The 21,273-nt window shown below is 73.7% G+C and carries 25 protein-coding genes and 1 pseudogene; 7 read left to right on the top strand and 19 right to left on the bottom strand.

The window, feature by feature from the left end:
* Positions 1–165 precede the first annotated feature (165 nt).
* Entirely contained in the window at positions 166–768 is a 603-nt protein-coding gene (locus DQ238_RS08140; protein WP_113780800.1) for a TIGR03086 family metal-binding protein, read from the top strand.
* 39 nt (positions 769–807) lie between these two features.
* Here DQ238_RS08140 and DQ238_RS08135 read toward each other — a convergent pair whose 3' ends face one another.
* The 7 genes from DQ238_RS08135 to DQ238_RS08105 form a co-directional block, all read right to left on the bottom strand.
* Positions 808–1,473: a hypothetical protein gene (locus DQ238_RS08135; protein WP_113780799.1), complete on the bottom strand. Its 666-nt coding sequence runs from the start codon at positions 1,471–1,473 to the stop codon at positions 808–810.
* Positions 1,470–1,940: a hypothetical protein gene (locus DQ238_RS08130; protein ID WP_113780798.1), complete on the bottom strand. Its 471-nt coding sequence runs from the start codon at positions 1,938–1,940 to the stop codon at positions 1,470–1,472. The genes DQ238_RS08135 and DQ238_RS08130 overlap by 4 nt, the downstream gene beginning before the upstream one ends.
* 204 nt (positions 1,941–2,144) lie before the next feature.
* Complete coding sequence (locus DQ238_RS08125) at positions 2,145–2,921, bottom strand: hypothetical protein (protein ID WP_113780797.1); 777 nt, start codon at positions 2,919–2,921, stop codon at positions 2,145–2,147.
* 107 nt (positions 2,922–3,028) lie between these two features.
* On the bottom strand, positions 3,029–3,556 hold the full coding sequence (locus tag DQ238_RS08120) for a hypothetical protein (protein WP_147263030.1): 528 nt from the start codon (positions 3,554–3,556) through the stop codon (positions 3,029–3,031).
* A gap of 350 nt (positions 3,557–3,906) precedes the next feature.
* Positions 3,907–5,766 carry a glycoside hydrolase family 15 protein gene (locus DQ238_RS08115; RefSeq protein WP_233495810.1) on the bottom strand — a complete coding sequence of 620 codons (1,860 nt, stop codon included), beginning with the start codon at positions 5,764–5,766 and terminating at the stop codon, positions 3,907–3,909.
* Between the two features lie 270 nt (positions 5,767–6,036).
* Complete coding sequence (locus tag DQ238_RS08110; RefSeq protein WP_113780795.1) at positions 6,037–7,161, bottom strand: hypothetical protein; 1,125 nt, start codon at positions 7,159–7,161, stop codon at positions 6,037–6,039.
* Positions 7,158–7,361: a hypothetical protein gene (locus DQ238_RS08105; protein ID WP_113780794.1), complete on the bottom strand. Its 204-nt coding sequence runs from the start codon at positions 7,359–7,361 to the stop codon at positions 7,158–7,160. Before DQ238_RS08105 ends, DQ238_RS08110 begins: the two co-directional genes overlap by 4 nt.
* A 200-nt stretch (positions 7,362–7,561) precedes the next feature.
* On the opposite strand from DQ238_RS08105, the gene DQ238_RS08100 reads away from it, so the two are divergent.
* The 4 genes from DQ238_RS08100 (at position 7,562) to DQ238_RS08085 (ending at position 11,792) form a co-directional block, all read left to right on the top strand.
* The gene (locus DQ238_RS08100; protein WP_113780793.1) at positions 7,562–8,974 is read left to right on the top strand and encodes a DUF4407 domain-containing protein; all 1,413 of its coding nucleotides are present in this window, start codon (positions 7,562–7,564) and stop codon (positions 8,972–8,974) included.
* A 72-nt stretch (positions 8,975–9,046) separates the two neighbouring features.
* Positions 9,047–9,793, top strand: a complete 747-nt coding sequence (locus tag DQ238_RS08095) for an enoyl-CoA hydratase/isomerase family protein (protein ID WP_113780792.1) — start codon at positions 9,047–9,049, stop codon at positions 9,791–9,793.
* 215 nt (positions 9,794–10,008) lie between these two features.
* Complete coding sequence (locus DQ238_RS08090) at positions 10,009–11,172, top strand: AAA family ATPase (RefSeq protein ID WP_113780791.1); 1,164 nt, start codon at positions 10,009–10,011, stop codon at positions 11,170–11,172.
* A gap of 11 nt (positions 11,173–11,183) precedes the next feature.
* Positions 11,184–11,792 (top strand): DUF4276 family protein, encoded by a 609-nt coding sequence (locus tag DQ238_RS08085; protein ID WP_113780790.1) that lies wholly within the window; start codon positions 11,184–11,186, stop codon positions 11,790–11,792.
* A gap of 148 nt (positions 11,793–11,940) precedes the next feature.
* Here DQ238_RS08085 and DQ238_RS08080 read toward each other — a convergent pair whose 3' ends face one another.
* On the bottom strand, positions 11,941–12,192 hold the full coding sequence (locus DQ238_RS08080) for a hypothetical protein (protein WP_113780789.1): 252 nt from the start codon (positions 12,190–12,192) through the stop codon (positions 11,941–11,943).
* Between the two features lie 36 nt (positions 12,193–12,228).
* On the opposite strand from DQ238_RS08080, the gene DQ238_RS08075 reads away from it, so the two are divergent.
* Positions 12,229–12,657, top strand: coding sequence for a hypothetical protein (locus tag DQ238_RS08075; RefSeq protein WP_147263029.1), 429 nt, complete (start codon positions 12,229–12,231; stop codon positions 12,655–12,657).
* Between the two features lie 414 nt (positions 12,658–13,071).
* Here DQ238_RS08075 and DQ238_RS08070 read toward each other — a convergent pair.
* From DQ238_RS08070 to DQ238_RS08040, 7 genes and pseudogenes are all read right to left on the bottom strand, one after another.
* Positions 13,072–14,289, bottom strand: a pseudogene (locus tag DQ238_RS08070) (transposase); the annotation flags it as partial.
* Positions 14,290–14,446: 157 nt separating this feature from the next.
* Complete coding sequence (locus tag DQ238_RS08065; protein ID WP_113780786.1) at positions 14,447–14,923, bottom strand: pyridoxamine 5'-phosphate oxidase family protein; 477 nt, start codon at positions 14,921–14,923, stop codon at positions 14,447–14,449.
* Complete coding sequence (locus DQ238_RS08060; protein WP_113780785.1) at positions 14,923–16,272, bottom strand: AarF/ABC1/UbiB kinase family protein; 1,350 nt, start codon at positions 16,270–16,272, stop codon at positions 14,923–14,925. Before DQ238_RS08060 ends, DQ238_RS08065 begins: the two co-directional genes overlap by 1 nt.
* Entirely contained in the window at positions 16,269–16,841 is a 573-nt protein-coding gene (locus DQ238_RS08055; protein WP_113780784.1) for a CapA family protein, read from the bottom strand. The genes DQ238_RS08060 and DQ238_RS08055 overlap by 4 nt, the downstream gene beginning before the upstream one ends.
* Positions 16,842–17,009: 168 nt before the next feature.
* Complete coding sequence (locus tag DQ238_RS08050) at positions 17,010–17,447, bottom strand: type II toxin-antitoxin system VapC family toxin (RefSeq protein WP_113780783.1); 438 nt, start codon at positions 17,445–17,447, stop codon at positions 17,010–17,012.
* Positions 17,444–17,701, bottom strand: a complete 258-nt coding sequence (locus DQ238_RS08045) for a type II toxin-antitoxin system Phd/YefM family antitoxin (protein WP_113780782.1) — start codon at positions 17,699–17,701, stop codon at positions 17,444–17,446. Before DQ238_RS08045 ends, DQ238_RS08050 begins: the two co-directional genes overlap by 4 nt.
* 52 nt (positions 17,702–17,753) lie before the next feature.
* The gene (locus tag DQ238_RS08040) at positions 17,754–18,521 is read right to left on the bottom strand and encodes an alpha/beta fold hydrolase (protein WP_113780781.1); all 768 of its coding nucleotides are present in this window, start codon (positions 18,519–18,521) and stop codon (positions 17,754–17,756) included.
* A gap of 114 nt (positions 18,522–18,635) precedes the next feature.
* On the opposite strand from DQ238_RS08040, the gene DQ238_RS08035 reads away from it, so the two are divergent.
* Positions 18,636–19,016 carry a hypothetical protein gene (locus tag DQ238_RS08035; RefSeq protein ID WP_147263028.1) on the top strand — a complete coding sequence of 127 codons (381 nt, stop codon included), beginning with the start codon at positions 18,636–18,638 and terminating at the stop codon, positions 19,014–19,016.
* Positions 19,017–19,022: 6 nt separating this feature from the next.
* On the opposite strand, the gene DQ238_RS08030 is transcribed toward DQ238_RS08035, so the two are convergent.
* The 4 genes from DQ238_RS08030 to DQ238_RS08015 all read right to left on the bottom strand — a co-directional run bounded on the left by DQ238_RS08030 (position 19,023) and on the right by DQ238_RS08015 (position 21,045).
* Complete coding sequence (locus DQ238_RS08030; protein ID WP_113780779.1) at positions 19,023–19,646, bottom strand: hypothetical protein; 624 nt, start codon at positions 19,644–19,646, stop codon at positions 19,023–19,025.
* A gap of 351 nt (positions 19,647–19,997) precedes the next feature.
* Positions 19,998–20,192 (bottom strand): hypothetical protein, encoded by a 195-nt coding sequence (locus DQ238_RS08025; RefSeq protein WP_147263027.1) that lies wholly within the window; start codon positions 20,190–20,192, stop codon positions 19,998–20,000.
* A gap of 11 nt (positions 20,193–20,203) precedes the next feature.
* Positions 20,204–20,641, bottom strand: coding sequence for a DUF86 domain-containing protein (locus DQ238_RS08020; protein WP_158550733.1), 438 nt, complete (start codon positions 20,639–20,641; stop codon positions 20,204–20,206).
* Positions 20,638–21,045, bottom strand: a complete 408-nt coding sequence (locus DQ238_RS08015; protein ID WP_147263026.1) for a nucleotidyltransferase family protein — start codon at positions 21,043–21,045, stop codon at positions 20,638–20,640. The genes DQ238_RS08020 and DQ238_RS08015 overlap by 4 nt, the downstream gene beginning before the upstream one ends.
* Between the last annotated feature and the right edge of the window lie 228 nt (positions 21,046–21,273).

The raw sequence follows: 21,273 nt of genomic DNA, 5'->3' as shown, positions 1-21,273 counted from the left end.
GGGTGTCCCTGCACAGAGTCGAGCCCTGTCCCAGGAGCGGACACAGCACGAGCGTCCCCGACTCGACATGCTCCGCACGCCCGGGGCGGTGCCCTTGGCGGCGACCAGGCCGGCGACCTCCCGGGGTCATCGCTGAGTTCCGGGCCGGCGGGCAGTCTGGACCGCATGGAGTCGACGCGTGTGGACCTCGCCCCGCAGGCTGCGGTGGTGGCGGGGGTGGTGGCCCAGATCGGGGACGACCAGCTCACCTGGCCGACGCCGTGCGCCGACACGTCGGTCGCGGGGCTGCTCGACCACCTGGTGGGGCTGACGGTGGCGTTCCACCGAGCCGCGGAGAAGACGCCGGTGCAGGGCGCTCCGTCGGCCGACGCCTCCCGGCTGCCCGAGGACTGGCGCGAGCTCGTCCCCGCCCAGCTCGATGCGCTGGTCGAGGCGTGGCAGGAGCCCTCCGCGTGGGAGGGGACTGCCGAGGCCGGCGGGGTGGTCATGCCGGCCCCGGTCGCGGCCGTCGTCGCGCTCGACGAGGTGCTGGTGCACGGCTGGGACCTCGCCGTGGCCACCGGTCAGGAGTACTGGGCCGATCCGGCGTCGGTGGCGGCGTGCACGGGGTTCGTGGCCCCGGTCGCGGCGGGGGAGCCGCGACCGGGGCTGTTCGGCCCGCCGGTGCCCGTGCCGGACGACGCCCCGGCGTTCGACCGGCTGCTCGGCCTCACCGGCCGCGACCCGGGATGGCGCCCGCCGACGAGAGCGCCGTTCCGGCACGGGTGAGTCCGCCGGCTCGGCCTCCGACCACCGGCCGGCCCGCGCTCACGCGAAGCCGCAGGCACGGAAGCCGCCGTCCTCCTCCACCACCAGCATCTCGGACCGCTCGGACTCGCCGCCTCGGGAGAGGACCATGTCGACGACGTAGGACTGCGGTGTGGAGTGCCCGTTGGGGCGTGCCGCGCCGACGGTGACCGTGAGGCCGTCATCGAGCGGGCCCACGGCGGCGATGGCGGCGTCCTGCGTTCGGATGTAGTGGTCGAGGGAGCCGTGCCCGGCCTGCTCGCTGTGGCACAGCAGCTCCCAGGACGCCCGCCAGTCGTAGCGCTGGTTCGCGGTGAGGAAGGCCTCGGCCGCCTCCTGCGGGGTGTCCGGCTCTCCGAGAGCCCGGACTCCGAGCACCGCGGCTCCCGACCCGAGCACGGCCAGGACGACGCCCGCGACCACCAGGATCGTGCGACGACGCCCGCTGCCGCCGTCGTGTCGGCCGGTGTCCGGCGGCGGGGCGTACCAGCCGGGCGTCATCGACACGTCGGGAGCCGGGGAAGGCGCCCCGCTGGAGCCGATCGCCTGGGGCGTCCAGTCGGGCGCGGTCGGTGCGCTCGGTCCCTGGGCAGCCACGGCGGCCCCCGGCCACGGGCGGCCGGTCGGGTGCGGGGGGAGCGGTGTGGTGCCGCCGTGCCCGGTGGGAGCCCAGCCCTGCGAGCTCACCGGGCGCTCCGCCCGGTCACGCCGGCGGTGGCCCAACCCAGGGCGGCGAAGAAGTTCGGCGCCTCGACGAGGGGCTCGACCCGACCGCCTGCGGCCAGGTGCAGGCTCCACGTGCCGTCGATCTGCTCGTCGAACAGGTCGTGCAGGGCGAACACCCAGTCCGTGTCCTCGGCGTCCTCCACCGGCGGGCCCGGGCGGCAGAGCGCCATGGCGAGGTGGCCGCCCTCGAGCTGTCCGCTCGTGACGCCGTCGTGCAGGTCGAGCAGGCCGCGCAGCAGCCGGTGGTCGGGGCGGGCCGGGACGTCGTCGACGGGCAGCAGGGCCGGGGCCTGCCGGCCGTCCGGGCCCAGCCAGGTCAGCCACAGGCTGCGGGAGTCGAAGAACAGGGGGCTGAACAGGGCGGCCCAACGGCGGGTGAGCGCGAGCGAGGAGCGGACCGGCACCTCGGCGAGGGGTGGGATCGTCATGCGACACACCGTGGCAGCCCGCACGGTCAGGACCGCGGGTTATCCACAGGTACCGGACCGCCGAGCTGGGCCGCCGTGAGTGCCCCCAGCACGGGTCTCGCGAGGCCGCCCGAGCTCGGACTACCTCAGGTGAGGGTCGGACTCATCAGCCGGATGGAAACGGGGCGGCCGGCGCCGGCTCCTGGGACGGCGCTCCGACGTGTGTCAGTCGTAGGGGTCGGTGAGGACCGGTCGGGCCTCGAGGACGTCGAAGGTGATCGGCGGGCCGTCGGTGGTCGTGGTGCCCGGGACGTCGGCCGGTGCGCTGCCGTCGACGGTGAAGGTCGCACCCCAGGTGACGGTGAGCGATGCGGTGTGGGTGCCGGACTCGTACTCGTGCTCGACGGTCTGGTCGGGGTACGGCCGGCCGGGATCGGTGGTGACGAGCGGTGGCCCGTCACCGGTGTGCCAGGTGTACTGCTCGGCGCGGGCGGCGATGACGACCGTGAAGCCGCGGATGTCGACGGTGAAGGTCTGCGTGGCGGGGGAGTCGGTGTAGAAGATCACCGGGAGTCCGGACAGTCCATTGCCGGGCGGCTGGTGGCGGGTCTCCAAGCGGGGGAGCGGGAGCCGCTGGAAGTAGGCGAACACCTCCCCCGGCGACGGCGGCGGGTTCAGGTCGGTGATGTCGAAGCAGCCCTCACGGAGGTTCTCCCAGTCACCGATGGGATCACCCACGCCGAATCCGTCGAGGACGTCGGCCTCGCCGGGTTGCACGACCGGACGGCGCTGCACGAAGAAGTAGTCGATGACCCGCCCTGGCTGCTGCGGACAGGTGCGGATGCTGGCCGGGGAGCAGTTCCCGGTCAACTCCGCGGCGACCACGCACTGCTGGCGCAGTCGATAGACGAACATCGGGATCTCGGCCGAGGCGACCCCGACGACCCGCGCGGCCTGTTCACCGGAGAGCTCGATAGTCGCTGCACCTGCGTCGAGGTTCACGGACGAGCATCCGCCGTCGAACGGGCAAGCCATGGCCTTGACGGGCGCGAACAGTGCTAACGCGCATACGGCGAGAGTGATCGCGAGCAGATGCTGAATGCGCGCTCTCACCCGAGTGTCATGCTCTTCACTAGCCAGGAGTGATCGTCTTCGGACCAGTTCAGCGTCATGCCCGAGCCCATGTTGGGCTGGGTCTCCAAGCCAGGCACAACCGGCTCACCGTTGTGGTCTACCAAGTCGACGGCTTCCTGTCGCACCCCGAAGACGAGAGAAGCCGTCTCATCGTTCAAATCCGGGTCGGCAACATCATTCATGGTGAGTTCTCCACCTTCATAGTGTTGTCCTGCCGCCTTCGCCTCCTCGTAGTTCTTGGCGATGCGCCAGCAGTCCTCGCACTCAGGGCCGAGGTCACGGAGGGGTTGACCTTCCAGGAGTGGCCGCTGCCTGTTGAGCAGAGCGGTGTAATAGCGGAGGAATGCCTCGGCTCCGGCGGCGTCCTTGGTGCGGGCCTCGGGCGGCACGGGGAAGTCGGGCGGACCAAGTAGAGGCAGCGCTTCCGTCGTCGGCGCGGCCGCCGACGTCGGGAGCGTGGTGCTGGCCTCCTGCCGGTCGGAGCACCCGGACAGCAGCGCCATCCCCACCAACGTAGCAGCCGTCGCCAACCGGAGCCGATCATGCACGGCAGGGAGGTTAGCCAGGTCAGCGGCCTGTCGAGCTCGCCCTGGGGAAAGCCGACCCGGTCGAGCGACGGTCAGGCGTCGTCCGACCCGAGCGAGGGTCCCCATCTCGACATGTTGATCATGGGCTTGTTGCCGCCGACACGGCCCGACACGCCGCGCGGACCGGCAACAACCCCATGATCAACCATGAGGAGCGGTCGACAACCCCATGATCGACAACCAGGAGCGGCCACGACCCCATGACCGACGACGGGAGCTGCCGGCGGCCCCAGTCCGCGCCCGGCCGACGACGGCGGCGGGCCTCCTCAGCGCTGCTGCGGGTCGCCCTCCTGCTTGCCCGCGGTGATCGCGGCGTTGACCAGGGCCAGGTGGCTCAGCGACTGCGGCAGGTTGCCCATCAGGTCACCACTGGCGGGGTCGAGCATCTCGGCGAGCAGGCCGACGTCGTTGGCGCTGCCCATCAGCTCGTCCATGAGCGCGCAGGCCTCCTCGTGCCGGCCGCAGAGCGTCAGCGCGGACACCATCCAGAACGAGCAGGCGAGGAACGCGCCCTCCTCCTCGGCCGCGCCGCTGTACCGGTACAGGTAGGGGCCGGCGCCGAGCTCGGCGCGCAGCGCGTCGAGGGTGCGGCTCATCCGCTCGCCGCGGTCGAACCCGCTGATGGCGTGCAGCACGATCGAGGCGTCCAGCCGGTCGGTGCCCGGGTACCAGACGTAGGCGCCGCGCTCCTCCGACCAGCCGTTCTGCTCGACCCAGGTGCGGATACACTGGGCCTCGCTGCGCCAGCGCGACGGGTCGCCGGGGATCTGCCCGGCCTCGGCCAGCTCGACGGCCTTGGTCAGCGCCACCCAGGCCCCGAGCTTGGACGTCGTGTAGTGCCGGCACTCGGGCAGCTCCCACATGCCCGAGTCGCGGCTGCGCCAGCGGTCGCAGGTGAGGTCGGCGATCTGGGCGAGCAGCCGGCCGGTCTGCGCGTCGAGCACGTTGCCGTGCTCGACGTAGAGCGACACGATGGAGAACAGGTCGCCGTAGGGGCCCAGCTGCAGCTGCTCGTCGGCGGTGTTGCCCACGACGACCGGGCCGATGCCGCGCCAGCCCGGCACGTCGCGGGTCCCCGGCGGTCCGGACCGCTCGCCGGTCAGCGTGTAGAAGACCCGCGGCTCGGGTCCGTGCCGGCGGATGGTGGCCAGCAGCCAGCTGATCGCCGCGTGCGTCTCCTCGCGCAGGCCGAACCGGAACAACGCGGTCAGCGCGTAGGCCGAGTCGCGCACCCAGGGGAAGCGGTAGTCCCAGCTCTTGCCGCCGGCGGGGGACTCGGGCAGCGACGTCGTCGCCGCGGCCACCATCGCCCCGCTCGGGGAGTGGGTGAGCAGCTTGAGCACCAGGGCGCTGCGGCGGACGGCGGCCTCCCACGGGCCGTCCCACGCGAAGCTGCCCGCCCAGGTGGCCCAGTTCTCCACGGTGCGGTCGATGCCGGCGTCGACCGCCTCGGCCGTCGGCAGGAACAGCGGCTCGTCGTACGTGCCGACCAGCGCCAGCAGGTGCCGCGAGCCCGGGGACGTGGTGTAGACGAGGTCGACGTGCCGGTCGCCGTGCTCGACGACGTCCGCGCCGAACTGGCGCACGGCGAGGGTGAGCGCGTTCACGCGCAGCACCGGGCCGTGCACCGTCTCGTGCACCCACGGCGCCGCGGTGTTCAGGCACGTGCCCGGGCGGACGGCGGCGCGCAGGGTGACCGAGCCCGCCAGCCCCTCGATCCGGCGGCCCAGCTCGGCCCAGGGCAGCCGGCCGGCGACCCCGGTGTTCATCGCGTCGGTGACCCGCACGCTGCCCGACGCGGTGGTGAACGTCGTGGCCAGGACGTTGGTGTGCCCCACGTAGGTGCGGGTGACCGTGTACTCCTCCACCGGGCACAGCTCGATGCACCCGCCGTGCTCGGCGTCGAGCAGCGCGCCGAACACCGGGGTGGCGTCCATGTCGGGCAGCGGCAGCCAGTCGATGCGGCCGTCGCGGGCGACCAGGGCGATGGTGCGCCCGTCGCCGATGGCGGCGTAGGTGCGCAGGTCGGCGTAGCCGTCCGCGTCGCGCTCGGTCACCGGCCCGGCGCCGTCGTCCCCCCAGTGCAGGGAGGGACGGCGCCGGCCGGGCACGTCGGTTCCGGTCACGGGGCTCCTTCGCGACGGCGGTCGGTGCCGGGGTCCGTGCCCGGGCGACGCCGTCCGGACACGTCCGCGGACAGGTCGGCTCCCCGGACCGGGTCGACGGCTCTCCCCCCTCGAGTCGATCATGGGGTTGTTGCGGGTGACACGGGCAGACACGCCGAGTTGGCCGGCCACAACCCCATGATCGACACGGGGAGGCCGTCGACGCTCAGCGGTCGGCCGAGGACGCTCAGCCGGGGGTGGCGGGCCCGCCCGACGCGCCGTCCCGGCGGCTCAACCGACGAGGAACGCCGTCGCTTGCGGTCCGTCGTCGTCGATGCACGAGCCGGTGACGACGACCCCGCCGTCCACGGGTGCGACCTGGCCGAGGACGCCGGCGCCGGGGCACAGCCGCACCTCGGCGACCCGCTCGCCGGTCGCCAGGTCGACGGTGATCAGCTCGGCCGGGAACATCAGGTCGGCCCGGGGCACGGCGGCGGTGCGGCCGTCCGCGGCGATGGCGAGGTCGAGGGCGGAGTCGCCGACGCCGTCCAGGACGACGACGGTCTGCACCGCGCCGTCCGCCACGGCGACCAGCTCTCCGCTGCTGCGCGCCTCGCCGAGGTGCAGGGTGGCGACCGCGGTGCCGTCCGCGGTGAGCGCCAGGTCGGCCGGGGAGCTGACCGGGGCCTCGGGGACGAGGTCGACCGGCTCGCCGACCGGCCGGAGGTCCGCGTCGTACTCGCCGAGCACGGTGCGTCCTGCGGTCTCGAGCAGCGCGGCGAGGCCGCCGTCCGGACGGGCGGCCAGGGCGGCGACGGTGCCGTCGGGGACGACCGGGGCGGTGGTGCGGACGGTGCCGGCGGCGAGGTCGACGGCGAGGAGCTGGGCGGGGCCGGCGTCGGGCAGGGCCACGGCGGCGTAGAACGTGCGCCCGTCGGGGGAGAGGGCGGTGGTCGCGCGGTCGGGGCGCAGCCCGAGGTCGGTGACGGTGGGCGTCGTCCCGCCGGGCGGGACGGTGAGCAGTCGGTAGCCGGCGGTCGGGTTCGTGCCCGCGACGAGGGCGCCGCCGTCGGGCAGGACGGCGAGCTCGGCGTCGTCCCCGACGGCGGGGATCTCGCGGACGCCGGTCGCGGTCGGCCCCCCGTCACCGGTCGTGACGTCGACCAGCCAGCTGCGCGTGCCGCCGTCGCCGAGGAGGGCGACCGGGTCGCCGTCGGGGGAGGGCGCGAGGTCGGAGAGGCGGGCGTCGCCGTCGACGGCGGCGTCCAGGTCGACGGTGCCGAGCAGGGCGAGGGAGTCGTCGGGGACGTCGACCTGCGCCGGCCCGACCTCGTCGCCGCTCCCGCCGGTGCAGGCGGCGGTGGCCAGGACGACGGCGAGGGCCGCGGCGGTGCGGCGGGCGCGGCGCGGCGTCACCGTCGCGGGTCTCCGGAGAAGCAGGTGAGGCGTGCGGCGGCCGCGGCCGCGGCGGTGTCGACCCCCTCGTGCCCGGCTCCGGACAGCGTCGCCACCCGGGCGTCCGGGAGCTGCGCGGCCAGGACGTCGACCGCCTGCGCCGCCCAGGGCGGGCTCGCCGTCCCGTCCGGGCTGGTCACGACCTCCGCCTCGCCGTCCACCGCCACCCTCCTCGCTGAGCGCCCCGGCGCGCCCGCCCACGGTAGGCACGGCGGACGACGCCCGGCGCCGGACCCGCGCCGAAGAGCTGTGGCGGACGGGGCCGGTGGGACGGACCACGGTCGTCGGTGCGCGCGATGCTGCCGATAGGCCAGCTGAGGCGGCGGCTGACCCACGACCCCCGTCGCCCGGGGAGCTCCGGATGGCAGATCGGCAGCGGCGGATCGGCGACGGCCTGGCCGTGCTCGGCGGGGCGCGTCCCGACGTGCTGGAGGCGGCGACCGGCGCGCGGCCGCGGTTCGTCGCGCTGGGCGGCGTCCTGCTGAGCACCGGCGGGCTCGCCGTCCTGTCGATGGCGTTCGCCGTGCACATGGCGCTGGGCGTGTGGTGGCCGTTCGCGCTGCTCGTCGGCCTGGGCTGGGGCGCGGTCGTGGTCAACCTCGACCGGATGCTGCTGGTCGGCATGGCGCACGACGCGTCGCTCAGGCGCAACCTGGTGCTGGCCGTGCCCCGGGTGGGGCTGGCGCTGGTGCTGGGCGCGGTCGTCGCGACGCCGCTGACCCTGCAGGTGTTCCACAAGGAGATCGACACCGAGATCGTGGCGATGCAGGCGCAAGCCGCCGACGCGTACCGGACGTCGCTGGAGTCCGACGCCCGGTTCGCCGGCCTGCCGGCGCTGCGGGAGCGGATCGCCACCGAGGAGGCGGTCGTGGCCAGCGGCGGGCAGAGCGACGCGGAGCTGGCGGCGGTGCACGGCGCGGTGACGGCGAAACAGGCCGCCTACGACCAGGCGCTGGCCACCGCGCAGGAGCTGCAGACCAGGGCGCAGTGCGAGCTCGACGGCACGTGCGGTACCGGCGAGGCCGGGACAGGCACCGCCTACGAGCAGGCCCGGGCGGCCGCGGACGCGCAGGCCGCCGTCGTCACGTCGGCCGAGGGCGAGCTGGACGCCGCCGTCGCGGCCGCCTCGGCCGCCGAGGCGCGCGCCGCCCAGCAGGCCGCGTCGTCGCTGGACACCGACAACGCGGAGCTGGCCCGGCTGACCGCGGAGCAGGACCGGCTACAGTCGGCGTTCGACGCGACCAACGAGGCCAACGGCGGCATCCTCATCCGGCTGGAGGCGCTGCACCGGCTCGGCGACCGCAACGCCACGCTGGCGGCCGCGCAGGCGATGCTGTCGCTGCTGTTCATGTGCATCGAGGTCCTGCCGGTGCTGGTGAAGCTGCTGCTCACCTTCGGCCCGCCCAGCGCCTACGACCGGCTCGCGGCGATGCGGGACTCCGGCGACGTCGAGGTCGAGCAGATGCAGCAGGCGTCGCGGCTCACCGTCGCGCAGGCGCGCGAGGAGCTGCTGGTGATGGCCGAGCGGGAGCGGATCGACCGGCAGAAGGAGGCCGTGCTGGCCCGGCGCCGGGCGGCCGAGGCGGCGCTGGCGGCCGAGCGGGCCGCGGCCGAGCGGGCTGCGGCGGCGGCTGCTGCGGCGGTCGAGGCGCCGGTCGCCGACGCCGCCCCGGAGGTCCTGCGACCGTGGGACACCGGTCCCATGCGGCTGGCGCGCACCGTCGTCCGGTCCGCCCGTCGTCGTCCGGGCGATCGGGTGCCGGCCGCGGTCTGAGCGCCGTCCGTGGTCTGATGCCATCTCGTGAACGGCCGGCAGCAGGCCGGCCGCCCGACGAGAGGTGGGCTCGTGGCTGCTGGCTCCGGTGAGGTGCTGCTCGAGGTCGACGGCGCGGTGGCGGTGGTGACGCTGAACGCACCGGAGCGGCGCAACGCGCTGACCCCTCCGATGGCCGCCGAGCTGAGCGCGCTGTTCGACGAGGTGGACGCCCGCCCGGAGGTCGGGGCACTCGTCGTGCGGGCGGTGGGGAGGTCGTTCTGCGCGGGCGGGGACATCCAGACGCTGACCGACGCCGGCCGCGACCCCGCGGAGCCCGCCGCCTACGCGGGCATGTCGACCATCTACGACTCCTTCTACCGGCTGGGGCAGGTCCGCGTGCCGACCGTCGCGGCGGTGCGCGGCTCGGCGGTAGGCGCGGGGATGAACATGCTGCTGGCCACCGACCTGCGCATCGTCGCTCGCGACGCCCGGCTGCTGTGCGGGTTCCTCAGGCGGGGGATGCACCCGGGCGGTGGGCACTTCGTGATCCTGTCCCGGCTGATCGGCCGCGAGGCGGCGGCGGCGATGGCGCTGTTCGGTGAGGAGATCGACGGCGACCGGGCCGTGCAGCTGGGCCTGGCCTGGGAGTCGGTGGACGACGACGCGGTGGAGTCCCGTGCGCTGGAGCTGGCCTCCCGGGTGGCCGCCGACCCGGAGCTGGCGCGGGTGGCGGTCGCCAACTTCCGCAAGGAGACCGCCACGCCGGTGAGCTGGGAGATCGCCACCCAGTTCGAGCGCCCGGCCCAGATGTGGTCGATGCGGCGATCAGCCGGTTGATCGCCGTCGGCAAGTCAGGCCGCGAACCGTTTCGCATGCTCGTCCACCGAGTGACCACCAGAGCAACGGTGAGGTGGTGCAGCACCAACCCGACGGCGCTGGTTCTCCTGGGCCGACGGGAGCGTCACGCTGCTGACGGACTCGGGTCGACACCGCGCGCGTCTTCGTCTTGGTCTCCCGGACTCGTAGAGTGATCTCGCGAGACAGGAGGCCGTGTGCGCATCACAAGTTTGTCCCTGCGTAATTGGCGGACGTTCAAGAACCTACGGATTCCAGTCGGTCAGCGACTCATCGTGATCGGCCCCAACGCGTCCGGAAAGTCCAACCTCCTGGACTCGATTCGCTTTCTGCGCGACCTCGCCGGTCCAGGAGGAGGGCTGCAGGATGCAGTTGGCGCGCGCGGTGGGCTCAGTCGTGTGCGTTGTCTCTTCGCCCGAAATAACAACCACGGTCATGTCTCAGTCGAGGTGAGTCTGGGTGACGACGACGAACCGCAGCGCTGGACTTACGAGCTTTCTTTCCGAGGCGAGGGCGCGGGACGGAACCGGGTCGTGGTTGCCACTGAGGTCGTCCGGGACCGGGGTGCGGTGGTGCTCAACCGCCCAGACTCGAACGACGAAGACGACCCGGAGCGGCTGACGCAGACCGCGTTGGAGCAGATATCGGCGAACAAGGACTTCCGGGAAGTGGCCGAATTCCTCGCGGCCACGCGTTATCTGCACCTGGTGCCGCAGGTGATCCGTGACTCGTCCCGCGCAGGGACGCGCCCTGATGACCCCTTCGGCGGCGACTTCATCGCGCGGATGAACGCCGTTCCGGTCAAGACTCGGGACGCATGGTTACGTCGTGTCACCGACGCCCTGCAAGTGGCGGTACCCCAGTTCGAGTCGCTGTCGATCACCCAGGACACGGCGGGTCGTCCGCACCTCGAGAGTCGGTACACGAACTGGCGAAGCAGTGGGGCGAGGCAGGACGAGAGTGACTTCTCCGACGGGACGCTGCGGCTCATCGGCCTGCTGTGGTCCCTGGTCGAAGTGCAGCGCCGGGGCGCCCCGGTCCTGCTCGAGGAACCGGAGCTGTCTCTGCACCCGGAGGTCGTCCGGATGCTGCCCTCGGTTCTCGCACGCGCCCAACGGGGCGGCGCCCAGGTCATCCTCACGACCCACAGTCCCGACCTGCTCAGTGACGAGAGCGTGGGACCCGATGAGGTGCTCGTGCTCGAGGTCGGCAACGACGGGACGACGGGTTACATCCTCGCCGAGGATGAGGACGCGCTGGAGGACATCCACAGTGGCTTGACCGTTGCCGAGGTGGGACTTCCGCGGTCGAGGCCCCAAGGCGTAGAACGGCTGGCACGCATCGACCTCGCCTCACGTTGAGCCCGCGCTTGGTGGGCCTCGTCGTCGAGGGTGAGACGGACCGGGTCGCGATGACCGCCGTGTTACGGACCCGCGGGCTCGAGGTCGATCCGCGCCGGGTGAAGGTGACACGCGGCAAGCAGGAGTTCGACCGCCGTGTCGCCAAGTACAACCAGGCGGCGCGCCATGCCCCATGGCTGGCGGTCCGTGATCTCGACCGTGATGGCAACGACTGCGCAATGACGCTTCGCCGCAGGCTGCTGGCGCCCGAGGAGCAGGCGCCCGCGCTGGCTCTGCGTATCGCAGTCCACACCCTTGACGCCTGGCTGCTGGCCGACGGGCAGACGTTTGCCTCGTTCTTCGGTGTCACTCGTGATCGGCTGCCGCAGTCGCCGGAAGAGCTGGCCGATCCGAAGGGGGCGCTCGTCGACCTGTGCCGCCGCTCGAGCAGCGCGTTGATCCGGCGCGGCATCGTTCCACCAGGAAGAAGTCCACGGCGGGTAGGCCCGGAGTACACCTCGCTGATCTCCGAGTATGCGGAGACGGCGTGGCAACCGGACGCCGCTGCTGTGGCGGCGCCGAGCCTCGCACGGTTGCTGCGTCAGGTCGACGTACTGGTCAGCCAAGGAATGTGGCCGTGACGGATGGCGCCACTTGCGTTCGTCGGCAGGCACGAGGACGTACCGCTGGTCTGGTCATGCCGCTGCCGCTCACTGCATGTGATCGCTTGACGCGCGTGTAGTGTCTCGCGCCGGCGAGGGGCCGACACCTCGTGGCTGAGCCGCGCGGTCACGGCGCGAGCAGGCGCCGGACGGTGTCGACGAGCACGTCCTGATCCGCGGTGACGGTGAAGCCCTGCTCATCGGCGAGGCGGCTGAGGAAGCCGTCGAGCACGACCGTGATCCAGGAGCACAGCCGGGCGGCCGGGATGTCATTGCGGATCTCGCCGGCGGCCCGGGCGACCTCGACCCAGGGCAGCAGCCCGTCGTGGACGGCGGCCTCGTCGCGGGCGAGCGCGGCCGCGACGTCCAGGTCGCCCATCAGGGCGCCGACCCGGAGCCCGGCTCGCGGGCCGCGGTGCGGGAGGCGGCCATCCGCGCCCACCCCCACCGGTACGCCGTCCGCCGCACCGCGCCCGCCGTGCTGGGCGTGCTGCTGCCGGTGCTCGGGCTGTGGCTGCTGTCCCGGATCGACATTCCGCTGCCGCATTTCTCGATCTCCTTGCCGGACTGGAACCTGCCGGCCATCCCGTGGCCTGACTGGGACCTGCCCAACATCCCGCTGCCCGACTGGGACCTGCCCGAGCTGCCCGCGTGGGTGCGGGAGCTCCTGGACAAGGCGAAGTACGTCTGGCCGGTGCTACTGGCCTTCGTGCTCGCGCGGGCCGAGGTCAGGCGGTGGCGCACGCAGGACGAGCGCAAGCGGCGGGCGGACGACGTCTGGCCCGATCCGGACCGCGCCGGCGACGATGACTCCCCGACCGGCGGGCCGTCGGCGTCGCCGTAGCCTCCGCCCGTCCCGCTGCCGCAGCGGTGAGGACGGGAGCGCGGGACGGCGCGGTCAGACCCGGTTCCGCAGATGGTGCCGGGCACGCCGCCGATCACGCGGTTGGATCTTGATTGGGTCGTTCCGGCCGAGGTTTGGGCAGCCCAGTGGCCGGGATGTCGCTCCGGGAGGCGGAGGTCCACAGGCTCGTGATCTTGGAGTCGGGGCCGGGGAGGCCGAGAGTCAGGCCGCTGCCGGTAGCGTGCGTAGCCGAGCCAGGACGGCGGCGAGGATGCCGTGCTGACCGGGGGCGGGCCGCAGGATGAGTTCGCGGCTGTGGCGGATCAGCCGGGCGGGGACGCAGATCAGCTCGCGGCGCAGGCCGCCCAGGTGCGCCCGGCCGCGGCCGTCGCCGTCATCGAGACCGCCGAGTTCTTATAGCCACGCCGAGAGTGCCAGCGCCAGCAACGCGGCCCACAGCCAGGCGGTGTTCACCGCCGGGTCGCCGCAGGGCAGGTGGAGCAGGGCGGCGCCGTGCTTGGCGTCGCGGAAGCGGTCCTGGACATCGGTGCGACCACGATGCCAAGCCTCGATCGCCACCGCCTGTGCTGGGCTGTCGGCGGGCAGGTTGGTGGCGATGAAGGAGTAGCCGTAGACGGCGTCGACCTCGCCGTCGAGGGCCAGGGCGAGCTGTTCTTTGGGGATGGTGCGCCGCCACCGGGCGCGCGGGTCGGCGGAGATGTCCGCGGCGTTGTGCCGGACCCGGCGCACGATGCAGACGGTGCCCTGTGGCCAGCCGGCCGGGGCATAGTCGGCGACGGCGACCTCGGTGCCGGGCATGCCCTTGGCCGGGGCCCAGCCGCCGGCCGGCACTCGGGACACCGCCGCCCAGACCGCCTCACCGCGGCGGACACCGATGCTGAAGTCGCCTTCGGCCTCGACCGCCGCGCGGGCCAGCTCGCCGCTCTGTAACCGGTGTCCATCCCGAAACCGCGGTCGCGGCGCGGTCGGGTCGCCGGGTCGGTACACCCCGATCCGGGCCAGCCCGGCCAGCGCCCGCTGCATCAGCTCTGTGGAGTAGGTGCGCGGGTCGCTGCGCCCGTCGCGCAGATCGGCGGCCAGCGGCAGCGAGGCCTGCGCCCAGCTGGCCAGGTGGGTGCGACCGACCCTCTGCCCGCAGTGGTTGAACGACACGCCCTGCTTGCGCCGGCCGTAGACCTCGGTGTCGGTGGTGTCCAGATCGATCGTCGGCGGCTGCCCTTCCAGCGCGGCCCGTCGCCGGGCCGGTAGCAGCCGATGCACGCGGGCGGCGACAGCGGCCAGGGCGTCTTCCACCGACAGCCACTGCTCCTCGGACAACCGGCGGGCCAGCGTCGCCGCGGTGGTCGATGCCGGCGTCGGCACCGCCGAAAACTCCTCGGCGACCGCGTCGGCGCGCCGCCGGTCACAGCCGACCAGCGCGGTCTCCCCGCACATCTGCGCCTGCGCCAGTGCGAGCAGGAACTGCCCCGCCGACAGGCCACGGTCACGCTGCTTGATCGGCCCAACTGCGGTGTCCAAGGCCGCCGCCACGCCCAGGCGGTGCTCCAGCTCGGCGAGCACCGCCACGCCGCCGCAGCCGGTCAGCGACGCGTCCGGCGCGCCGATCCGGACCTGCCTGCCACGACCGCTGCCACGTCGTAGTTTGCTCCCCCAACAGGTGCCTTCCGCGAGAAGAGATCAGGGGCTCGACACCACTGATCCTCCCTGGTCGGAAGGCACCTGTTGCTGTTCACACGCCGACCGACCAGTCGCTACCTGCGGAACCGGGTCAGACGAGCCAGGCGCCGGCGTGCATCAGCGTCCGGCCGGGGATCTCGTCCGCCTCGCGCCAGGCCTGGATGCGCTCCGGGCGCAGCACCAGGAAGCGGTAGCCGGGGCCGGTGGTGCGCGGGTCCCAGTCGGCCTGGGCGGCGTAGCGCTCGGCCAGTTCGTGCGCCGCGGGGTCGGGAACGGGCAGAGAGCGCTCGAGCCGGACGTCGAGCAGCACGACGTCGTGGGTGGGTCCCGCGCCGAGCCGGGCCGTGCCGCCGCCGGCGATGTTGCGGGCGGTGCGCGAGCTCTCCTCCACCGCGATGACGGCGCGCTCGTCGATCCACGCGAGGGACACCGGAACCAGGTGGGGCTGTGAGGCGTCCGCGTCGCCAGTGCCGGCGGTGGCGACCCAGACGTCGACCGCCGGCCGGGTCAGGAGCGCCAGCGTGTCCTGCTTGCGCCGGTCGGCGTCGCGTGGTCCCTCGCCGGTCATCAGTCCTCCTCGCGATGGACGGTGCGGGTGCCGTCGTAGCCGGGCACCCACCGCCGGACCTCGCCGTCCACGGCCACCGTGGCGCCCAGCGAGCACAGGACGCCGACCAGCCCGGCGGCCACCCGCTGCAGCAGCAGGTGCCGCGGCGGGACGGTCAGCCGGCGCTGGGTGCGGGCGGCGGCGCTGCGGGGGTCGGAGGCGCGCCGGGTCTGCTCCTGCAACCACGCGCGGGTGAACCGGTGGGTCGGGCTGCGCAGCGGCGCCAGGTAGGGGTCGAGCAGGTCGAGCAGGGCGTCGGGGGTCACCTGGTCCGGCCGGAGCAGGCCGGCGGAGGCGGCGATCCGGTGCAGCGCCGCGGCGTCGCCGTCCCGCCCGGCGGCGAGCAGTGGGCCGAGCCGGGCCGGCCAGCCGTGCGGCAGGGCCTCGGTGGCCCCGAAGTCGAGGACGGCGAGCCGGCCGTCGTCCAGCAGCCGGAAGTTGCCCGGGTGCGGGTCGCCGTGCAGCCGTCGGGCGCGCACCGGACCGGAGGCCAGCAGGCGCACGAGCAGCAGGCCGGCGCGGTCGCGGTCGTCCGGGGCGCCGTCGGCGACGACCCGCGACAGGGGGGTGCCGTCGACCCACCGGGTGACGAGGACTCGCTCCTGCACCGCCAGGACGTCGGGGACGACGATGTCGGGGTCGCCGCGGTAGGCGTCGGCGAACGCGGTCTGGGCCTCGGCCTCCCGGGCGTAGTCGACCTCCTCGATGAGCCGGTCGCGCAGCTCGGCGAGCAGCTGCCGGGCGTCGAGGCCGGGCGCGGCCGCCTGCACGACCGGCGCCAGCCCCTGCAGCACGCCCAGGTCGGCGACGAGCGCCTCGCCGGCGCCGGGGTACTGGACCTTGACGGCCACCGGCGTGCCGTCGGACCACGTGGCGCGGTGCACCTGCCCCACGCTGGCCGCCGCGGCGGGCCGGTCGGCGAAGTCCCGGAACAGCCGCCGCCAGTCGGGCCCGAACGACGTGTCGAGCTGCTGGTGCACCAGCGCGGTCGGCATGGGCGGCGCCGCCTCCTGCAGCCGGACGAGCGTCTCGCGGTAGGGGCCGACCAGCTGCTCGGGGAGCGCGGCCTCCATCGCCGACATCGCCTGGGCGACTTTCATGGCGCCGCCCTTGAGCCGGCCGAGGGTGGCGAACAGCTGCTCGGCGGTGCGCTGCTGCACCTGCGCGGCGACGGCCTCGGCGGGCCGGCCGCCGATCCGCTTGCCGATCCCGACGGCGGTGCGCCCGGCGTAGGCGGCCGGCAGCGCGGCGAGCCGAGCCGTGCGGGCCAGGCGCCCCCGTGGCGGTGTGCCCTTCCCCGGGGACGTCATGCCGGACCGTAGCGCCGCCGCCCTGCCGGTGGCACGGCCGTCGGGTACCGCTCGCGGTCAGGACGGCGAGTCGCCGAGCTCGGCGCAGGAGCCCCGACCACCGGGAAGTCCCGCTGCCGGCTGGCGTCGAGGGAGTCGGCGAGCCCGACCGGCCCGAAGTCGACGCCGTGGTTGTTGGCCATGCTCACCACGTCGACGCCGGCGACCCGCAGGTCGTCGAACACCGACGGCGGCGCGCGGAAGGTGAACGTCTTGTCCTGGGCGGTGCCGCGGTCGGTGACGGCGGTCTCGAGGTTGACCATGGTGAGGTCGGCGCCGTCCAGCATCGGGGCCACCGGGGCGAGCGCGGTCTCGGGGTACCTGAAGCGCTCCTCGAGCCGCCCGGCGGTGTGTACGTCCCCGGCGAAGGCGAGGGTGACCGGGCCCTCCGGCGGTGGTGTGGTCGTGGTGCCGGTCGTGGTGGGAGCCGGAGGAGTGGGAGCAGGCGCGTCGCCGGTGTCGCTGACGCCTGCGCCCATCGAGCAGCCGACGAGCGCCAGGGCCAGCAACGGGACCAGGCGCCGCGCCATGGCCGGGCACCCTAGCGGTGCTGTCAGGACTGCTACGGGGAACTCGCCGCCCGCGCCCGGGCCGTGGTCGCGCGGGACCGAGGTCTGGACGTGCGAGCCCGGCTGTCGTCGTGACCCCACACGGGAGGATCCGGGCTGTGACCCTCTGCAGCGCACGAGCGCTGGGGATCACCCTGCTCGGGCGCGCGTGTTGATCACCCGGAGACCCTCGTTGCGGCAGGCGGCGAGCAGGGCTCGATCACCGGCCAGCGCGATGGTCCGTTCGCTGGTCAATCGCAGGGCTGCAGCGCAGTGGACCGCGTCGTAGCCGCGGAGAGCATGCGTGCGGGCCAAGGCTCCCGCTGTGCGGACGAGGACGTCGTCGACTTCGACGACGTCCATCTGGGCCCAGACCGATTCGAACTCGACCAGCGCTCGGTCGTGTGCCTCGGCGGTGAGGCGGCCGAGCCGGGATGCGCCGGCCAGCGCGGCGCAAGTCTCGGCGAACGTCATCCGGACGGTCGCCACGGCCGCCGCCTCGAGGAAGACCCGGAGGCACACCTCGGAGCCGGGCTCGTCCTGGACGAGCAGCGGTACCACGGCAGACGTGTCGAAGTAGGCGATCACCTGCGCTGCTCGGCGACCAGGTCGCTGACCGTCCCGGAGGCCTCGACCGGCTGGGGTGCCGACCGCGTGCGCTGGCGGGCCGGCTGCACGAGCCCTTCGGCGACCAGCCGCTCGAGTGGGCTGGGCTCGTCGACCGGGACGATGCGGGCGACCGGTCGGCCGTGATCGGTCACCGTGATGGTGCGCCCGGCGCGGACCTCGGCCAGGAAACGGCTCAACCCGTCCCGCAGCTCACGGACGCCGATCGAGCTCATCACGACCCCCTTGTGGCCACATCTCAAGGCATGAGTGTAGCCACATCGGGGCTCACGCCACCTCGCGGGCGAGCTCCTCGATCGGCGCGGACCAGGCCGACGGCGCCGTCCACACGAAGCTGTGCGCGCCGGGCACCAGGCGGAACCGGCCGTCGGGGGCCAGCTCGCCGAGCTCGCGCGCCCACGCCTCGGTGCAGATCCGGTCCTGATCGCCGTACAGGACGAGCACGGGGACCGGCACGGAGGGGACGACGTCCTCCAGGGCGTCGGCCAGGTGGACGCGCAGCGCGTGCCGGACCCGGCGCAGCCCCGCCCGCTGCCGCTCGGGCGTGTGCCGCTCGTCGAGGCTCGGCGGCTCCAGCGCGTGGTTGCGGCGCCAGGCCAGCAGGATCCGCCGGGTGCTGCGGAAGCGCGGGTCCATCGTCGGGCTGGCGAGGACGAGCGCTCTGGTGACGTGCGGCCGGCGGACGGCGACGTGGGCGGCCACCTGGGTGCCGCTGGAGTGCCCGACGAGGACGACGCGGTCGAGGCCGCTGGCGTCCAGCCACTGGACGACGGCGTCGGCGAACTGGCCGACGTCCATCGGGTGCGGCGGCTCCCCGCTGCCGGAGAAGCCGGGCAGCTCGACCAGGTGCGCGCGGGTCCAGGTGCCGAGCTCGCACAGGGCCGGCTGGAGGTAGTCGGCGACGGCCAGGCCGTGGACGACGACCACCTCGGGGACGCCGTCCCGCGGCCGACCCACGACGCGGCTGCGCACCACGCCCCAGCTGGTGGCGCGGTGCTGCACGTCGACGTCGGCGCCGCGGGGGTCGACCGCCACGCCGTCCGACGCTACTGCCGGGCGGGCTCGTGCTGGTGCGGGCCGGGAGCCGGACTGGTTGACTCCGGCGGACGGCGGGTCGACGCCGTCCGGGCCTCGTACAGGGAGATCGCCATGGCGCAGACGGTCGGAGGGGTGTCCAAGCGGGCGCTGGCGAGGGCGCTCGGCGCCGCCGGGGCGGCGTTCGGGCTGGTCAGCCTGGTCGCGCCGCGAGCGGTCGCCACCGGGTACGGCGTCCCGGTGACGCCAGGAGGCCTGCAGCTGCAGCGGCTGTTCGGCAGCCGAGCGCTGGTCGTCTCCGCGCTGGCGCTGACCGCGCGCACCGACGAGGAGGTCGACCGGGGGCTGGTCGCGGTGGCGGCGATGAACCTGCTCGACTCGGTGACCGCGCTGGCGACCTCCCGCGGGGCGGGCCGGAGGACCACGGTGCGGGCGGTCGCCAGCTCGCTGGCCTACGGCGCGGCCGCGCTGGCGGTCCGGTTCATGAAGGACTGAGCCCGCTCAGACGGTCTCGGGCGCCCGCAGGTGGGCGAGGGCGAGGTCCATCTCGGCGACGTCCACGATGCGGGCGCCCATGGCCCGTGCGAACTGCTCGCGCAGGGACCGGGCGTGCTTGCGCACGAGCGCGAGGGCCTCGCGGGTCTCGAAGCTGGTGACGCTGACCGTGCGGCCGTTGCGCCGGTCGACCAGCATGCTCAGGCTGCAGAAGCCGGGCAGCTCCGCGAGCTTGGGCATCAGGTTGCTGCGGTAGGCGTGTAGCAGGTCGTCGAGGTGGTTGGGCGCGATGCGGGCCCAGGAGACCTGCGCGCCGGCGCCGTCGCCGGCCGGGCGCTCCCGGTGCAGGATGGCGATCTCCCACGTCTGGACGTCGGCCTGCTCGCCGGCGAGGGTCTGCGTGAGGCGGTCCCGGACGGCGCGGTCCTCCTCGGCGGTCGCCCGCATGGCCTGCTCGTCCTTCCACGCGGTGGCGACGATGCAGCGGCCGCTGTCCCGGTCGGTGAGCATCGACAGGCCGATGCAGCTCTCGGCCTGCTGGGTCGCCGGCAGCACCTCGTCGCGGACGTAGGCGATGCCGGCGTCGACGTTGTCGGGGTTGCCCTTGATGCTGGTCGACCGTGCGTGCATGCCACCGCTCCTCGCGTCTGGTGGGGACGCCCCTGCGGCGTCGCCTCGGCTCACGCTCTCGCCTGCCGCGCAGGTAGGCAACTGCTCGCCTGCCTCGCCGTCGGGTCCGGGGAGACCGGGCGGCCTGCCGACCTGCGGCGGCGAGTACAGCGATCTGGTCGAGCACCCGGGTCAGCTAGATCAGATCTGAGCTCACAGTGCTTCGGTGTCGACCTGTGCTGCTGGAGCATCGTCGGTGATCACGTTGACCCACACGCCGATCGACTCGGTGGCGCTGGTCGCGAAGCGTCGCAGCGATGCGTACCCGGGCTCGGCGTGGCAGTCAAGGGCTGAACGCGACGTGCCGCCGGCCTACGGCAGCTCGGGAGCCACGAGGGCCGCTCCGCACGCCGCGCAGAACCGGTCGCCGGGCTGCGCCCGGCCGTGCCTGCACGCCCGCTGGCGCAGGAACGACCGCACCGCGCCGACCGCCACGTCGAGCGCGCACACCACGCCGAAGTCGTCGAGGTCGAACAGCCGGTCGGCGTCGCCACGCGGGTTCCGCACCGGCCCCGGGGTCACTCCCGGTGCTGCAACCACCTCGCGACCTGCCGGACGACGTCCGCCAGGTCCCGCTGCGCCACGGGCACGGCCGCAGCGACGATCGAGAGGTCCGCGCGGGCGTACTCGTGCACCAGGATGTTGCGCAGGCCGACGGCGGCCACCAGCGACTCGGCCAGAGCAGCAGTGATCACGCCGTGCTCGGCCGCAGCGCGGACGGCGTCGCGGTACGTCGTCGGAGCCGTCGTCGTCTCGGCGGCCAGTACGTGACTGCAGACCGCCACGGTCAGGTCGACGGCCTGGGTCAGGGCTCGTTCCACCGCCAGGCGGAGCAGCAGGTCCCGCTCGAGCCGGACGCCGTCGACCTCTCCGACCAGACGCAGCGCGCCCAGCAGCTCGTCGATCGACCGGAGCTTGGCCTGCACCGAGGCGACGTCGACGGGACGAGGTGTCACGAGGTCGCCATCCGCTGTAGTTCCAGGTCGCGCAACCACGCCGTCTCGTAGAACTCCAGAGCCGCAGCCATCTGGGTGCGGGCGAACAGGCCGGGCGACGCCTCGTACAGCAGGTGCACGCCGACCAGCCCGGAGAACCGCGCCGTCGGGGAGGCGCCGTCGAGAACCAACAGGTCGACGTCGTCACTGGCGGTCAGGTCGGCGAGATCCCCGACCAGCGCCACCAGCCCGTGCGAGCCCGCGGGAAGGGACACCGCGACGTCGAGGTCGCGGGCCCGCTCCGGGGTGCGGACGGCGCTGCCGAAGACGGTGATCAGCGCGACGCCGTGCCGACGCGCCAGCTCGTCGAGGCGCCCGTCGTCGGCGGCAGCGCGCAGGCGTTCGAGCGAGTCGGCGGCGGACACCACCCGAGAGTAGGGGACCCCTGTGACACCGGCCCTCACGTGGAATGGCGGCTTGCCGGGCCGGGGGACGTCGACCACGCCCCCAGCGGAGGGGGACGGACCTAGTACTACAGGGCTACAACCTGGAGCCTGAGTCGTCGTCGGAAGTGATGGCGGCGTGCGTCGGCTTGGTGCTCGCGACGATAGGTCGACCATCGTAGAGCCGTGTGGATCCGCCGTTTTCGCTGG

The organism is Geodermatophilus sp. TF02-6 (assembly GCF_003319115.1).
Classification (GTDB): Bacteria; Actinomycetota; Actinomycetes; order Mycobacteriales; family Geodermatophilaceae; genus Geodermatophilus.
Note: the sequence above shows the minus strand (reverse complement) of the source record. Positions and strands in the feature narration are given on the sequence as shown.

Bases quoted from the DNA above. Each gene is read 5' to 3' on its own strand.
- DQ238_RS08060 (WP_113780785.1), bottom strand. From the start codon at position 16,272: ATGACGTCCCCGGGGAAGGGCACACCGCCACGGGGGCGCCTGGCCCGC.
- DQ238_RS08030 (WP_113780779.1), bottom strand. From the start codon at position 19,646: ATGCACGCACGGTCGACCAGCATCAAGGGCAACCCCGACAACGTCGAC.
- DQ238_RS08080 (WP_113780789.1), bottom strand. From the start codon at position 12,192: ATGGGCGACCTGGACGTCGCGGCCGCGCTCGCCCGCGACGAGGCCGCC.
- DQ238_RS08120 (WP_147263030.1), bottom strand. From the start codon at position 3,556: ATGGCGCTGCTGTCCGGGTGCTCCGACCGGCAGGAGGCCAGCACCACG.
- DQ238_RS08140 (WP_113780800.1), top strand. From the start codon at position 166: ATGGAGTCGACGCGTGTGGACCTCGCCCCGCAGGCTGCGGTGGTGGCG.
- DQ238_RS08100 (WP_113780793.1), top strand. From the start codon at position 7,562: ATGGCAGATCGGCAGCGGCGGATCGGCGACGGCCTGGCCGTGCTCGGC.
- DQ238_RS08055 (WP_113780784.1), bottom strand. From the start codon at position 16,841: ATGGCGCGGCGCCTGGTCCCGTTGCTGGCCCTGGCGCTCGTCGGCTGC.
- DQ238_RS08065 (WP_113780786.1), bottom strand. From the start codon at position 14,923: ATGACCGGCGAGGGACCACGCGACGCCGACCGGCGCAAGCAGGACACG.
- DQ238_RS08035 (WP_147263028.1), top strand. From the start codon at position 18,636: ATGGCGCAGACGGTCGGAGGGGTGTCCAAGCGGGCGCTGGCGAGGGCG.
- DQ238_RS08130 (WP_113780798.1), bottom strand. From the start codon at position 1,940: ATGACGATCCCACCCCTCGCCGAGGTGCCGGTCCGCTCCTCGCTCGCG.
- DQ238_RS08045 (WP_113780782.1), bottom strand. From the start codon at position 17,701: ATGAGCTCGATCGGCGTCCGTGAGCTGCGGGACGGGTTGAGCCGTTTC.